The organism is Nonomuraea sp. NPDC046570 (genome assembly GCF_040645915.1).
Classification (GTDB): domain Bacteria; phylum Actinomycetota; class Actinomycetes; order Streptosporangiales; family Streptosporangiaceae; genus Nonomuraea.
In genome coordinates, this window is sequence record NZ_JBEYZF010000050.1 from 1 (window position 1) to 14,399 (window position 14,399).

At 68.1% G+C, this 14,399-nt stretch carries 14 protein-coding genes and 2 pseudogenes; 9 read left to right on the forward strand and 7 right to left on the reverse strand.

Annotated features, from left to right (window positions below):
- Both ABZ911_RS39350 and ABZ911_RS39355 read left to right on the forward strand, forming a co-directional pair.
- The coding region (locus ABZ911_RS39350; protein WP_358068458.1) for a helix-turn-helix domain-containing protein at positions 1-564 on the forward strand (564 nt) is incomplete at its 5' end.
- A 197-nt stretch (positions 565-761) separates the two neighbouring features.
- A pseudogene (locus tag ABZ911_RS39355) lies at positions 762-995 on the forward strand (methyltransferase domain-containing protein); the annotation flags it as partial.
- A gap of 312 nt (positions 996-1,307) precedes the next feature.
- On the opposite strand, the gene ABZ911_RS39360 reads toward ABZ911_RS39355, so the two are convergent.
- Both ABZ911_RS39360 and ABZ911_RS39365 read right to left on the reverse strand, forming a co-directional pair.
- Positions 1,308-2,759, reverse strand: a complete 1,452-nt coding sequence (locus ABZ911_RS39360) for an alpha/beta fold hydrolase (protein WP_358068461.1) — start codon at positions 2,757-2,759, stop codon at positions 1,308-1,310.
- Positions 2,760-3,077: 318 nt separating this feature from the next.
- Complete coding sequence (locus ABZ911_RS39365; protein WP_358068464.1) at positions 3,078-3,839, reverse strand: DNA-binding response regulator; 762 nt, start codon at positions 3,837-3,839, stop codon at positions 3,078-3,080.
- On the opposite strand from ABZ911_RS39365, the gene ABZ911_RS39370 reads away from it, so the two are divergent.
- A complete protein-coding gene (locus ABZ911_RS39370; protein ID WP_358068467.1) occupies positions 3,823-4,719 on the forward strand; it encodes an oxidoreductase in 897 nt (298 codons plus the stop codon). The genes ABZ911_RS39365 and ABZ911_RS39370 overlap by 17 nt on opposite strands.
- 30 nt (positions 4,720-4,749) lie before the next feature.
- Here the strand turns inward: ABZ911_RS39370 and ABZ911_RS39375 are convergent.
- Positions 4,750-5,082, reverse strand: a pseudogene (locus tag ABZ911_RS39375) (trypsin-like serine protease); the annotation flags it as partial.
- A 61-nt stretch (positions 5,083-5,143) separates the two neighbouring features.
- Between ABZ911_RS39375 and ABZ911_RS39380 the strand changes: the two are divergent.
- Positions 5,144-5,806, forward strand: coding sequence for an ABC transporter ATP-binding protein (locus ABZ911_RS39380; RefSeq protein ID WP_358068470.1), 663 nt, complete (start codon positions 5,144-5,146; stop codon positions 5,804-5,806).
- Positions 5,803-7,122 carry an ABC transporter permease gene (locus ABZ911_RS39385; protein WP_358068473.1) on the forward strand — a complete coding sequence of 440 codons (1,320 nt, stop codon included), beginning with the start codon at positions 5,803-5,805 and terminating at the stop codon, positions 7,120-7,122. Before ABZ911_RS39380 ends, ABZ911_RS39385 begins: the two co-directional genes overlap by 4 nt.
- 52 nt (positions 7,123-7,174) lie before the next feature.
- Here ABZ911_RS39385 and ABZ911_RS39390 read toward each other — a convergent pair whose 3' ends face one another.
- The 3 genes from ABZ911_RS39390 to ABZ911_RS39400 all read right to left on the reverse strand — a co-directional run bounded on the left by ABZ911_RS39390 (position 7,175) and on the right by ABZ911_RS39400 (position 8,674).
- Complete coding sequence (locus ABZ911_RS39390) at positions 7,175-7,726, reverse strand: hypothetical protein (protein ID WP_358068476.1); 552 nt, start codon at positions 7,724-7,726, stop codon at positions 7,175-7,177.
- A gap of 19 nt (positions 7,727-7,745) precedes the next feature.
- Complete coding sequence (locus tag ABZ911_RS39395) at positions 7,746-8,321, reverse strand: hypothetical protein (protein ID WP_358068479.1); 576 nt, start codon at positions 8,319-8,321, stop codon at positions 7,746-7,748.
- A 134-nt stretch (positions 8,322-8,455) separates the two neighbouring features.
- Positions 8,456-8,674 (reverse strand): GAP family protein, encoded by a 219-nt coding sequence (locus tag ABZ911_RS39400; protein ID WP_358068553.1) that lies wholly within the window; start codon positions 8,672-8,674, stop codon positions 8,456-8,458.
- A 188-nt stretch (positions 8,675-8,862) separates the two neighbouring features.
- Between ABZ911_RS39400 and ABZ911_RS39405 the strand changes: the two genes are divergently transcribed.
- The 3 genes from ABZ911_RS39405 (at position 8,863) to ABZ911_RS39415 (ending at position 11,222) form a co-directional block, all read left to right on the forward strand.
- On the forward strand, positions 8,863-9,273 hold the full coding sequence (locus tag ABZ911_RS39405; protein WP_358068482.1) for a hypothetical protein: 411 nt from the start codon (positions 8,863-8,865) through the stop codon (positions 9,271-9,273).
- A complete protein-coding gene (locus ABZ911_RS39410) occupies positions 9,270-10,328 on the forward strand; it encodes an IS3 family transposase (RefSeq protein ID WP_358068486.1) in 1,059 nt (352 codons plus the stop codon). The genes ABZ911_RS39405 and ABZ911_RS39410 overlap by 4 nt, the downstream gene beginning before the upstream one ends.
- Positions 10,329-10,544: 216 nt before the next feature.
- Positions 10,545-11,222, forward strand: a complete 678-nt coding sequence (locus ABZ911_RS39415) for an SDR family NAD(P)-dependent oxidoreductase (protein ID WP_358068489.1) — start codon at positions 10,545-10,547, stop codon at positions 11,220-11,222.
- A gap of 41 nt (positions 11,223-11,263) precedes the next feature.
- Here the strand turns inward: ABZ911_RS39415 and ABZ911_RS39420 are convergent, their stop codons facing one another.
- On the reverse strand, positions 11,264-12,016 hold the full coding sequence (locus tag ABZ911_RS39420; RefSeq protein ID WP_358068492.1) for a nitrilase-related carbon-nitrogen hydrolase: 753 nt from the start codon (positions 12,014-12,016) through the stop codon (positions 11,264-11,266).
- A gap of 259 nt (positions 12,017-12,275) precedes the next feature.
- Here ABZ911_RS39420 and ABZ911_RS39425 point away from each other — a divergent pair, with 259 nt between their 5' ends.
- Complete coding sequence (locus ABZ911_RS39425; protein WP_358068495.1) at positions 12,276-14,129, forward strand: serine protease; 1,854 nt, start codon at positions 12,276-12,278, stop codon at positions 14,127-14,129.
- Positions 14,130-14,399: the final 270 nt, after the last annotated feature.

A 14,399-nucleotide genomic window follows, 5' to 3' on the forward strand; every position in this document is an offset into this window, starting at 1 on the left:
ATCACCCGGGAGATCGGACGCAACGGCGGCCCCAGCGACTACCGGCCCCAGCAGGCGCACCAGGCGACGACCCAGCGAGCCCGGCGCGGCACACCAGCACCACCCCGCGCGACCGGATCGCCGGGCGGCCGCACGGAAGACGAACTCGTCGAAACGGCGGTCAGGTCAGGGATGCCGAAGATGATCGCACGCGTGCACTTCGATCTGCTGCTGTCCGAAGACGGCAGGCGCACCGCGGCCGAACTGACCCACAGACTCAAGATCAGCCCGGCCTCCGTCTCCGTCGCCGTGAACTACCTGGTCGAGCAGGGATACGTCCGGCGCGAGCGCGATCCGCAGCGGCGCCGCGACATCTACGTGATCGACGACGACGCCTGGTACAACTCGATCGTGACCGGCAGACGGCAGACACTCGAGACAGTGCGGGCCACGATGGCGGCGGTCGAGACGTACGGGCTCGACAGCCCCGTGGGGCAACGACTGGCCAAGGCAGGGGCGTTCCTGGAACGGGTCAGCCTGGACATGATCGAGTCCGCCGACCGCTGGCGCACCCTCCTGGCGTGATGGGGCTTAAAGTTGCGGGCGTTCGCGGCAGGCTGCTTCACTCGGCTCCCGTGACCGCTGTTGATGATCTGATCCGCCATGACCGTTACCCGCGTTCGTCCGGATACGACCCGCGCTGGCTGCTCGATCTGGACATGGGACCGAATCCGCTGTGGCTGCTGGAGGATCTGGCAGGCGACTTGGACCTACGGCCCGGCATGCGGGTCCTTGACCTGGGTTCCGGCAAGGGCGCGACCTCGGTGTTCCTGGCCCGGGAGTTCGGCGTTCAGGTGGTGGCGGCCGACTGGTGGATCTCCACCCAGGAGGCGAGCACGGTCTTCGCCGAGGCCGGCGTCGCCGACCAGGTGGAGGCGGTCCGGGCCGAGGCACACACGCTGCCGTTCGACAGCGACAGCTTCGACGCCATCGTGAGCATCGACGCCTTCGAGTACTTCGGCACCGGCGACCATTACCTGCCCTACCTGGTGCGGTTCCTGCGCCCACCGAGCAGGTCACGGTCACCTCCGCGCGCCTGCAGGAGGAGGGCTGGCGCGACTGGCTGCTGTGGACCCGCGCCGCTGTCGAGCATCGGCCTGAGGCTGCCACGGCGCAGCAACCCGTGCTGGACATGCTTACCGCCGACCAAGGAGAGTTCCTGTCGTTCGCCCTGGTCACCGCACGCAAGAACTGACCGGCGCCGACCTGCCTCATGCCCCGCGCGTGCCGGTGACGAATCGTTGGTGGAATTGGTTGGTGAGGGCTTCTCACCCCCGGGGGATAGCGGCCAGCAGGTCGCCGGGGCAGCGCGCCTGTACGGGAGGCAGGGTGCCCGCGGTCAGATAGTCATGGATGTGGCGGCGCAGGCAGGTGGTGCCGAGGCCGTACAGCCCGTGCATGATGTAGGCGGCGTGGCCGTCGCCGTGCCTGACGACGCGGGCGCCGGGCACCTGCGCGGCCATGTGCTCGGCGGCGAGGTTGGGTGTGTTGTCGTCGGTGTCGCCGATGGAGATCAGTATGGGTGGCACTCCCTTGGCCCGCAGGGGGTGCGGCGGGTAGGCGGGGTTCTTGCCTACGCCCAGGCAGCGGGCCACTTGGAAGCGGCCCTGGATCCAGCCGATCCGCGGCGCCGCCTTGCGCAGGCGCGACTCGATGCCCAGGAACTCGCGGTAGCCGGGTACGCGCGGGATGTAGTCATGGCACAGCATCAGCCCCGTGGTGTAGCCGGGACCTGACCCATCGGACTGAGGCACCAGGGCCGCGAGCGCCGACGCGTCGCCGCCGGCCGCTTGGCGCAGCGCGGTGGCCAGCGCGGGCCACATCGGCGGGGTGAGCGCGGTCTTGACCGCGAGCAGGAACTCGCGCTCATTCACGGTACGGTGCCCGGCCGGCAAGGGAGCACGGCGGACACGGGCCAGCAGGTCGTCGTAGACCTCGATCGCGTCGTCGTCGCCGAGCGCACACCCTTCGGCGCACCAGTCGCGGAAGCGGCCGAGCTGGCGTTCCTGGGTGAGGGCGTTGTCCATCAGCCAACGCTCCAGCGACGGCCTGGTGTGGTCGGCGACACCGTCAAGTACCATCCGCCCGACCTTGGCGGGGAACAGCTCCATGTAGGCCTGAGCGTAGGCAGTGCCGTAGGAGTTGCCGAAGTAGCGCAGTTTGTCCTCGCCGAGCGCCTTGCGCAGCGCCTCGATGTCGTGGGCCACCTGCCAGGAGGTCAGACCGGCGTAGGCGGCACCCATGACCTGGCGGCACGAGGCGTCGTAGGCGGCCGACGCCCTGGCATGCTCGTTCCAGTACTTCTCGCCGGTGTTCAGCACCAGTCCATAGATGCCGGGCCCCCTGACCGGGCATTGCACGAGCGCGGGGCTGTCCTTGTCGCCCAGACCCCTGGGCTCGATGATGACCACGTCGAACCAGGTGGTCAGCTCTGACACCACCCCCGGCTGGTCTCGTACCCCTTGGATACTGGAGCCGGATCCGGCGTTGACCACCAGGGAACCGAGTCGGCGAGCGGGATCGCGGGCGGCCATCCGGGCCAGGTCCACCTCGGTGCGTGGACCGTCGGGACGGTTCCAGTCGACCGGTACGTCCAGCTTGGCGCACTCCATGCCGTCGCCGCAGTCTCGCCAGGTCAGGGCCTGTGCTGGGGGCGAGGGCGCGGCCGCCGTCGTGGCGGCCACGGCGAGGGCGGTGAGCGCTCTGGTGAGGGGTCCCATGGTACGAAGGCGTTCTGCCGAACGGGCCATGATGGGGTCACCGACGCTGGCTATTGCTGGATGATGGCCGGACGACGCTCGCGCAGCGCGTGGTCTGGGCGGCATGCTCTGGGGGGTGGTCATGGCGCCCATCCTGCGGGCTCGGCCCGGCTCCGGTATGGGCTGAAAGCAGGATTTACAGTGCTGTTGATCGTACTTTCGGCCAGGCTTGGCAGCCCGGGAGGTGGGCGGTGCCGTCTCCCGACTCGTTGTCAGAGCATGTCGGGCTCCTGGTTTCGCGTGACAAGCGTGACAAGCACGTCAGCGCGTCGTCGGTGACTACTTGTTGAGTCCGAGTTCGCCCACGCGCAGCCCGGCCTGGAATCGAGAGTCGGCCTCCAGCTTCGTCATCAGTTCCGCGACCCGTCTCCGATAAGTGCGTAGTGAGAGGCCGAGCTTTCTGGCCGCGGTCTCGTCGGTGTGTCCGGCACCGAGGGCGCGAAGGACCATCAGGCTGTCCGCGTCGAGGTGGGGTACGTCTCCACTGAGATAGGCGACCAGGTCGGTGGAGGTCTCCCAGGCCGCTTGGAAGAGGGCGTACACGCCGCCGACCAGTGCGGGGGAGGTGGTTACCGTGAACTCGCGGAGGCCCGGCGCGCCACGGCCGGCGAGAATCATCACCCGCCGATCGATGATGATCGTCTCGTACGGGAGCTGTGCCGAGCTGATCCGAACTTGGGCACCCTCCGCCATGACCTGGCGGAGGTGCAGCCTTGCCGCCTCGTCGACCAGAGCGGTCGGGCTGAGGAGCTTGTTCACCGCGAAGCCGGCGTCGCCGACCGCACGTACCCGCTCGCCGATCGCCTGTCGCGCCGCGGGCTGGGACCACGTGTTGAGGTCACGTGCAGCGCACACGAACTCGTGCTGAGCGCCGGTGAACAGATGACCGGCCCGGGCGACGAGTTCCGCGTCGCCGCGGACGGTGACGACCTGATCAGCAGTCACCCGTTCACCCTCCCCGTCATCGTGGCAGCTTTCTGCCATCGCGTTGGCCACTGTACATACACGAGGAAGGCTGATCGACATGACGACGGACGACACAAACCCAAGTTCAGCGGCTCTCTCGGAGAGATTCCTTCTTGGCGGAACCCTCCCCATCCACCGGCTTGGTTTCGGAGCCATGCGGCTCGCGGCCGGCAGTTTCCTGGGGCCCGCACGCTCCCCGGAGACCGGCATCGCGGTGCTTCGCCGCGCGGTCGAACTGGGCGTCAACCACATTGACACGGCGTGGTTCTACCGAAGGGGCGGGACGGTGGCCAATGAGCTCATCCGAACGGCGCTCGCTCCGTACGGAGACGACTTGGTGATCGCGACGAAGGTCGGGCCGTTGTTCGACAGCGATGGGGTACCGGGCGGTCAGGCCAGGCCGGACCAGCTCCGGAGCCTGGTGGAGGACAACCTGCGCAGTCTTGGCGTGGACCGGCTCGATCTCGTCTATCTGCGGGTGGGGGGTCTGACCGACCCTGGAGGTGAGTCGATCGCCGCCCGGTTCGAGGCCCTCGCCAGGCTGCGAGAGGAAGGGCTCATCCAGCATCTGGGCGTCAGCAACGTCGACGCCGTTCAGTTGGCCGAGGCACAGGCGATCACCACGGTAGCGGCCGTACAGAACAGTTTTCACGTGCAGGACCAGGGTGACGCCGAGCTTCTGACACAGTGCGAGAAAGCCGGGATCGCCTTCGTGCCGTTCTTTCCTCTCGGTGGCGGCCATCGCCCGATCGACGCGACGCGGATGGCGCAAGTCATGGCTCGTCACGAGGCAACCGCCGCGCAGGTGGCACTCGCCTGGCTACTGGCGAGATCACCCACACTGCTCGCCATCCCCGGCACCGGTTCCCTCGACCACCTGGAGGAGAACATGGGGGCAAGCCGTATCCGCCTGCCCCCTCAAGACCTCGCCTCTCTCGGCTCTTCGGCATCGTGATCCTCTACGGCGCCGAGCCCGGACGCCCTGGAGGTGTTCACCGTCGGCCCGTCCGTGCGCGCCGAAGCCGAGCAGCCGGGTGGGAGTGCCGGGCTTTCCTGGCCGCTTGGCGATGGGGATGGGCTTCTCAGCGACCGGGCGGTTCAGGCGGATCAGGGCGACATCGTTCTTGTTGGACTGGCCCTGCTTGTATCCCGGGTGGGTGATCACCTGCGCGATGGTGCGGACCGTGCCGATCAGCGAGGCCCCGCACACGCCGGTGAACTCAAGGGTGAGAGTCAGGGGCGTGCAGCGAGCCTCAGGGACCAACCGGGGTGATGCCGGATGGGCGATGACGGGTGCATTCCGCACACTGCTGATCATGAGTGATCATGCGGTCCTCCTTGAGGGAGTGACCAGGACATACGGAAAAGGTGCTACCGAGGTGGCGGCGCTGCGACAGGTCAGCGTCGGGTTCTCGCGGGGCAGTTTCACCGCCGTGATGGGACCGTCGGGGTCGGGGAAGAGCACGCTGCTGCAGTGCGCGTCGGGGCTGGACCGGCCGGATTCGGGGGCGGTTCGTGTCGCCGGGCGGGACATCACGGGCTTAGGGGAGAAAGACCTGGCGGTGCTGCGCCGCGATCAGGTCGGCGTCGTCTTCCAGGCATTCAACCTGGTGCCGTCGCTGACCGCCTGGCAGAACGTGATCCTGCCCAGCCGATTGGCCCGGCGGCGGTCGGACCCGGCGCGGGTGCGGGAGTTGCTGCATCGGGTCGGCTTGGCCGGGCGGGAGGGGCATCGCCCGGCGCAGTTGTCCGGTGGCCAGCAGCAGCGGGTGGCAATCGCCCGTGCCCTGCTGGGCAGGCCGGAGGTGCTGTTCGCCGACGAGCCGACGGGGGCGTTGGACAGCCGTACCGGGCACGAGGTGCTGGCGTTGCTGCGGGAGGCGGTTGATGAGTTCGGTCAGACGGTGGTGATGGTCACGCATGATTCCGAGGCGGCGGCCCAGGCGGACAGCGTGCTGTTCCTGACCGACGGGCGGATCGTCGACGTCCTGGACAGGCCCTCGGCCGACCAGATCGGCATGCGGTTGGGCGGTCGGCGGTGACACTCGTGCTTGCCTGGAACAACGTTCGGACCAATCGGATGGGCTTCGCCGCTTCGTTCGCGGCGGTGATCTTCGCTGTGACGCTGGTCGGCGGGAGCGGGCTCGTAGTCGTGGCCGCGAGCGCGCGCGATGAGTTGAACGGCGTCATGGGGCTGCTGGTGCTGTCGGCCGTGGTGTCAGGGTTCGTGTCCGTCTTCGTGGTCGCGGGCACGCTGAGCCTGCACGTGTTGCGGCAGCGCAGGACATGGGGGCTGCTGCGGTCGGTCGGCATGACGCCGCGGCAGGTGAGCCGGCTCATCATGGCGGAGGCGCTGGTGGTGGCCGTGCTGGCGAGCGTGGCGGGCTGCCTGCTGGCCGTGCCGTACGCAGCTTTGATGGCGGCGTTCATGCGGATGACCGGATTGGCGCCTGCGGGTGTCCCGGTGGAGGCCACGACAGGGCCGTTCGTTCTGGCTTTGGTGGTGGGGGTGGCGGTGACGCTGCTGGCGGCCCGGGTCGCGACGCGCAAGGCGGTCGGTGTGGGGCCGCTGGAGGTGTTGCGGGACAGCGCGGCACAGCGGCGGTTGCTGCCTTGGCCCAGGGCGGTCGTCGGGGTGGCGGCGCTGGCGGGCGGGGGCGAGCTGTTGTTCCTGGTGCCGCAGCAGGTGAAGGCGTCGGTTGTGGCGCCGATGGCGCTGGGGGCGACGATGGCGCTCTGCGTGGGCGCGTCCGCGTTGGGTCCTGTCGTGTTGCGTGGGATGGGGTGGCTGCTCGGGGCCGTAGTGGCGTGGCTCGATCCGGGTGCCGGGATGCTGGCCAGGTCTTCCTTGGTCACCCAGCCGCGGCGGGCGATGGCGGCGGCCTCTCCGGTGATGTTGACCGTGGCGCTGGCGTGCACCTTCTTGTTCGCCGTGGCGACCACCGACGTGGCGGCGGGCGTCATCCGTACCGGGCCGTCGGCGTGGGTGGCCCCGATGCTGGTGGGATCGACGGTGGTCTACACCGTGATCTCCGTGCTCAACTCGACGGCCATGACGATGGGCGAGCGGGCCGAGGAGATCCGGCTGCTGCGCACCGTGGGGACCAAGCCCCGACAGCTCACCAGGATGGTGTGCTGGGAGATGTTGATCGTTACGTGCACCGGAACGCTGCTCGGAACGGGCATCGCCGCCGCCTCACTCACCGCGCTCGGCAGGGCCACAACCGGCGAGCCGTGGTTCGCCTACTCGCTGCCGCAGTACGCCGGGCTGGTGCTGGTCTGCGTCGTGAGCGGACTGGCCGGAGGACTGGTCGCCACGAGAAGGGCACGGCGCGGGTCGCTCCTGCTCGATGGCTGACTACGAAGGGCGCGGTGGTGCAGATGCGTCCGGTCACGCCCGATATGCCTTGTCAGCCCGCGAACGTCACCGTTCCGTACTGGTACTGGGTCTTGCCGTTCTCGTCGCCGCTGTGGTTGCGCCCCGTCATGACCTGGTTGAAACCGGCCTGCGTGGTGTGGCCGCTCTCCGTGTAGGAACCCGTCCACGTCCGGTTGCTGATGCGGACCTGCTGCCCTTGCCAGTAAAGAGCCCCGGTCTTGTACTCGGTGGCGCCGTTCTCGTCACCGTAGTGCCGGCGTCCGACGATCGCCTGGTCGAGCGGCGTGGAGAAGTTCGACCTGCTCTCCTTCGCATAGCCGAACCACTCGCCGGTGAACACGTCCACCCGCACGCCGTCGACGAGGATCCAACTGCACTGGTAAGTGGTGTTGGCGTTCTCGTCCCCGTTGTGCGACCGCCCGGTCATGACCTGGCCCGTCGGGCAGGTGAACTCGCTCCCCGACTCCTTCACGGTTCCGCTGTAGACGTACTCGACCTTGATCGTCGCCGCCGAGGCAGGGACCGGGATGTTCAGCGCCGCGACGGCGGCGACCGCCAGCGCGACGGACGCGACCTTCTTCATATCGTCCTCATTTCCGGGGTCAGGCGTCGATGGTCACGTAGGCGTGCTGGTAGCGGGTGTTGCCGTTCTCGTCCCCGGAGTGCGCACGACCGATCAGGACCCGCTGGGTGTCGGTCTGGTAGTTGTGGTTGCTCTCCTTGAGGTTGCCGGTCCACACGGGATCGATCACCCGCACCGTCTGCCCCCGCCAGGACAGGGAGGCGGAGCGGTACCAGGTCCAGCCGTTCTCGTCGAAGATGTGCTGGCGCCCGACGAGCGCCTGGTTCGGCGGGGAGGAGTAGCTGGAGTTGCTCTCCTTGTAGCGGAGGCTCCAGTCACCGATGCTCACCTGCACCTGCTCGTCGTTGACGAAAATCCAACTACAGGTGTACGTCGTGTCGGCGTTCTCGTCCCCGTGGTGCGACCGCCCCGTGAGCACCTGGTTGGTGGGGCAGACGAACCAGGAGGCGGACTCCTTCTGGGTCTCGGAGTAGGCCGGTACGACCCTGATCGTCACGGCCGCCGCAGACGCGGCCGGTGCGGGCGAGACCACAGCCAGGGCCGCCGCCGAAGCGGCCACCATCGCGGCGTGTACTGCCTTGCTGTACGTTCTCATCTTCTTTGATTCCTTTCTGCGGGCGAATTCGTCCAGAAAGGACGGCGCAGCGCAGGCCAAAGTATGAGTCGCGCACAGCGGAGAAGGCGTCCCCCTGGCGGGTGATCGACCATCCGCCCGCTTGCGGATGGGCATCAGGGGGCAGCCGGAAGGACGAGCAGGACGCCCAGGACGAGCTTGAGCCCTCCCACCCAGGTGGCCGGCTGATGGTGGGTGGAGGAAGAGCCCACGGCTCCGCCGATCGCCAGCATGATGGCGCCCAGCGCCGACAGCCCTACCACCCAGCCGAGGGCGAACAGCAGTCCGTTGAGACGTCCTCGCGGCGTGGCCAGGACAAGGATGATCGCGACGATGGGAAGGGGACTGACGCGACGCCGGCCGCCAGACCGAGTACGTCACCGAGAGCTTCACCCATGGCGGCCTCCGTGTGCCGGTCAGGGATGATCTGGCCGACAGGGCGCCACCCTCCCTGCCAAAATAGACAGAGGTAGCAAATAGGTACAAAACTCTGCGCTGAGGGTGGGGAAGGAGACATCCCTTCGTGGGAGCAAGTGAACAGGATCCGCAGATCCCTGACCCCCAGGTACGCGAGCGAGCCGCCGCCCGCCGCTACACCGCCGCCTACAAGGCCGGGATCCTGGAGGAGTACGAGCGGCTCGACAAGGCCGGCAAGGGCGCGTTGATGCGTCGCGAGGGCTTGTACTCCTCGCTGATCTCCAGCTGGCGAACGGCCCGTGACCATGGCGCGGCCGAGGCGCTGGCCCGCCCGGTCGGCCGGCCGAAGGCCGACCCGCGGGACAAGCAGATCGACGCGCTGCAGGCGGAGGTCGAGCGGCTGCGCGCCGAACTCGGCAAGACCCGCCAGGTGATCGAGGTGCAGGGAAAGCTCTTCGCGCTGCTGGATCAGCTCGCCACCAGCAGCCAGACGCCTCCGGGTCGGGGCGAGCAATGACCGAGATCATCCAGGCCGCCCAGGCCGAGGCGATCACCGAACTTCTGCCGTTGCTCGGCCGCCGCCATGCGTGTGCGGCGGCCGGGGTATCGCAGGCAACCTGGTACCGCAAGAACCGCCGGAGTCCCGCCCTGGTCCGTCCGGTCACGCCGCGCAAGCCGCACCCGTCCACGCTGTCGAAGGCCGAGCGCGACCACGTCCGCGCACTGCTGAACGAGCGCTTCGCCGACGCCTCCCCGGCGACGGCGTACTTCTCCCTACTGGATGAGGGCGTCTATCTGGCGTCGGAATCGACGATGTACCGGATCCTGCGCGAGCACGGCGAGGTCGGTCGGGATCGGCGCCGCCAGGCCACCCATCCGCCCAAGACCATCCCGGAACTGTTCGCCGATGCCCCCAACGTCGTGTGGGCCTGGGACATCACCAAACTCCGCGGCCCGGACAAGGGTGTCTGGTACTCGCTCTATACGATCATCGACCTGTTCAGCCGCTACGTCGTCGGCTGGATGATCGCCCCCCGCGAGTCCGCCGACCTGGCCAGACACCTCATCCGGCAGACCGCGCGCAAGCACCACATCGACGAAGGCACCCTCACCCTGCACGCCGACCGCGGCAGCTCGATGAAATCCAAGACCGTCGCCGAACTCCTCATCGACCTGGGCGTGGCCAAGTCCCACTCCCGGCCCAAGACCAGCAACGACAACCCGCACGTGGAGGCGAGCTTCAAGACCCTCAAGTACTGCCCCGACTTCCCCGGCCGATTCGGCTCCATCGAAGACGCCCGCGCCTTCTGCCGGGACTTCTACACCTGGTACAACCACCAGCACTACCACTCCGGGATCGGCTACCACCACCCGGTCGACGTCCACTACGGCCGCGCGGCAGCCATCCGCGACCAGCGCGCCGCCGTCCTGGCCACCGCCCAAGCCACTCACCCCGAGCGCTTCGCCAGCGGCGGCACCCCCACCCCGCCCGCCCTGCCCGGCCCTGCCTGGATCAACAAGCCCAAGAACGAGGACCAGAAGGACACCGCAGAGAAGCCGACACAGAATTAGCTCAACTCAACTGCCTCGATCAAATTGACAGGTTCCGCCAGGACCTGACCCGCTGACCTACCAAGTGCGCGCCGATCTTCCATGGTTCGGAGTCGCGGATGCCAAGGGAAGACGCGTTGTAGCTACCCGGATCCTCCACGACATAAGTACACAGTGTTGTGCGCCACTTCCTCAGGGGCGATGATCAGCTACTGCACGTCGAGAAGGGAAGCCGTCATGGGACATGTGCTGGTGACCGGGGCTACCGGAGGGATAGGGATAGCCCTGGTCAGCGCGCTCGTAGAGGCTGGGCATCGGGTGACTGCAGTGGGGCGCGACGTCGGGCGGCTGGATGTCCGGGGCATCGAGGCGGACCTGGCTGAACCAGGAGCGCTGGCCGCTGCCATGGAAGCGCTGGAGGACGCAGGGGAACTGGGGGATGTGCAGGCGCTGGTGCATTGCGCAGGAATCTCCCCCGTAAAAACCGTCGCCGAGGCCGACCCCGAGACATGGCGGCGGACGCTGGCGGTGAATGTGGCTTCCGCCGCCGAGCTGGTACGGCTGACGCTGCCGGCGTTGCGACGATCCAGGGGTCACGTGATCTTCGTCAACGCCTCGCCCGGGATGACCGGTGTCCCCCGCTGGTCGGCATTCGTCGCCAGCAAGGCGGCGCTGCGGGAGCTGGCCGATTCGCCGCGCGAGGAGGAGGCCGTCCATGGGATACGCGTCACCACGGTCTATCCCGCGGCGACGGCGACCGAATTGCTGGGCGAGGTCAGGCATGCCTTCGGACGCCCGTACGATCCCGACTTGTGCATCCGGCCGCAGACGCTGGCAGCGATGATCGTCTGGGTACTGAGCGCACCAGCTGACGCCTACGCCTGTGAGCTGTCCGTACTGCCGTCGCCGCGCTGAGCCTCTTGCCGGCGCAGGCCGCAGCCTCGCACCAAGTCGTGTCACAGGTGCGATAGGTCGCGTCTCTGGCCGAGGTACCAGTTGCTCGTCTGGTTCACCTCGATGGTGGTTCTCAGTACTTCGGGACCGGTGGAGATGGTCTCCGCCAGGACCTCGCCCCGAGGAGAGATGATCATGCTGGGGCAGTGCTGGAGGGGCTCGGCGGCGTTGCAGGCCAGGACGAACCGCTGGTTTTCGGCCGCTCGGCTGATCAGGTGGCTGCGCCATACACCAGGGGGCTCGGTGGGATTGGCCGCGTGGGTGAGGTAGACCAGCACCTCGGCGCCGGCGTCGACCAGGCGCCGCCACTGCTCGGGGAAGCGGATCTCGCGGCAGATCTGTACGCCCACTGTGACCGTCCCGGCTCGGGTGGAGATGCTCAGCGGAGCCAACCGATTCCCCGGGTGCAGGCGGTCTCGTTCGTTCACCGCCAGGTTGACCTTGCGGTAGTCCCATCGCTCGGCGTTGGGGCCGAAGTAGAGCGCGGCGTTCCACCATGCGCCCTGCTCCCAGATCAGCGATCCACAGAACACATGCACGCCGTACCGGCGGGCGAGATCGGCCACGTAGCCGGCCGCCTGGTCCACCACTTCGGCGCGGGAGCGGTCTTCGAGCGGCGTCAGGTCCGTCCCATACCCAGACAGCGCCCCTTCGGGAAAAAGGATGAGGTCATCGGCCTGTGTCTGGGTGAGTACCTCGCGGATGCGCTGCAGGTTATCCTCGACGGCCCAGCCGACGGGGATCTGTGCGACCACGACCGACAGCAATCGTGAGGGTTCTCTCCCAGGGGATGCGTGCGTCACATGCCGAACAATACGGCCGGTTCCAGGTCCAGCCGGGCCGCCGGGACCTGATCGGGCGGGGGAGGTTGAGTGTCCAGTTGCCGAACCGCCGTCAGGCTGCCAACTGCCAGCAGCTCTTCAGGTTCAGTACCGATCACGGATACCGGTACGGAGCCAGCGCCGGGTTAGCCTCAGCCAACCGTCTTCCCCCCAGACGGAAGGTGTCATTGGCATGAGTCACAGGCCCTGGGCTGCGATCGTGGCACTGGCCGCGATCCTCGCGACCTCGTTACCGGCCGCGGCAGCCGTACCCCAGCAGCAGGAAACCACAGCTCTGGCCCAGCAGCAGGCCGACCCGGTCACCCCAGCCGGCGAGCAGCAGGCGGCCGACCTCACGCTGCGCTACGGCGCGGCGGGACGGCAGTGGTCGACCGAGATCCGGCGACCGGGCTCCAGCTACGTCAAGGTCCATTTCGCCGCTCTCAAGCTCGCCCCCGGCGACTACGTCACCGTCGCCGCCCCCGACCGCCGTGAGATCCACACCTACTACGGCGACCCCACGCTCGGCGCCAACACCCGCGGTTCCGGGCACACCATCCACGGCACGCAGGGCTTCGCCGCCCTGTCGATCGACGGCGACACGGCCGTGATCACACTGCACGCCACCGGCCCGCGCTCCGCCTCACGGCTCACGCGGCAGGGCTACGGCGCGGTCATCGACCGCTACTACCGCGGCTTCACCAGCGACGAAGCCGCAGCGCGCACCCCCCGGGGCTTCTCCGTCTGCGGCACCGACGCCCGCCGCGACGTCGTCTGCTACCGCGACAGCCACCCCACCGAGTACGCCAGGGGCAACGCGGTCGCCCGCCAGCTCCTCGACGGCCTGGGCCATTGCACCGCCTGGCGGGTCGGCAACACCAACCGCATGCTGACCAACAACCACTGCATGGAGAACGCCGCCGACCTGGCCGCCAGCGAGTTCCAATTCGACTACCAGTGCGCCACCTGCGGGGGAAACAACCCGGGGGCCGGCACCAAAGTGAGCGGCGCGCAGTTCCTCAAGACCAGCGCCCTCGCCGCCCTCGACTACACCCTCTTCAGCGTCAACAACTTCGCCGCCATCCAGCAGTACGGCACGCTCTACCTTGACCCGCGGCCACCCGTCGCCGGTGAGCGGATCTACATCCCCGGCCACGGCGACACGCTGCCCAAGCGGCTGTCGCTGTTCGAGGACACCCAGGGCGGCGCCACCTGCAAGATCGACGTGGTGTCGTCCGGCGTCAACACCGGCTACCGCTGCGACACCTCAGGCGGCAACTCCGGCTCGCCTGTGCTGGCCGCCTCCAGCCACAAGGTGATCGCCCTGCACCACCTCGGTGGATGCCCGAACTGGGGCACCAGGATCACCGAGGTCTACAACGAGATCTCCAGCATGATCGACAACAACCCGCCCACCGGGGGCGACGACTTCGTGCTGGCCCCGTCTCCAGGCTCCGCCACCGTCGAGCCCGGCCAGTCGACCGCCTCGACGGTGTCCAGTACGGTGACGAGCGGGAACACGCAGCAGGTCACCCTCACGGCGTCCGGCCTGCCGACGGGCGTCACCGCGTCCTTCGCACCCCAGGTCATCCAGGCCGGCGCGTCCTCGACGCTGACTCTCTCGACCACCGCGCAGACCGCGGCGGGCACTCACACGATCACCATCTCGGGCACGGGAGCATCGGTGACCCGTACCGCGACCTTCGCCCTGACCGTCGGCGGCGGCCCTCCGCAGGGGTGCTCAGGCTTCGAGACCACCAAGACCGGGTCGCTGACCAGCGGCGCCAGCCAGTACCAGCCCGACGGCCAGTACTACCAGACCACCACGACCGGCCCCCACCGCGCCTGCCTGGACGGCCCGACAGGCACCGACTACGACCTGTACCTGCAGAAGTGGAACGGCTCCAGCTGGGCGGCCGTCGCCCAGGGCGCCACCGCGGGTCCCGACGAGACGCTCACCTACACCGGCACCGCCGGGTACTACCGATACCGCGTCCACGCCTATCAGGGCAGCGGCGCCTACACCCTCGGCTACGACGCTCCCTGACCGATCCGAGGCACGGTGACGGATCGGCCGGGCTAATCGCACGGAAGATCGACAAGAGCCTATAACGCTCAAGGCCCAGGCCGGGATCATGCTCCCGGCCTGGGCCTTACCGTGTGGAGCGGGTGACGGAACCGAACCCGCGCTGTCAGCTTGGGAATCGGCTGCTGGTATTGGTGGGCTGAGCTGGGAAAACGCCCGTGTAGACGGGGCGTGATTCCCTGCCTGTTCTGTGCACGTGATCAAGATCAGAGCGCATGGAGCGGGCAAGCT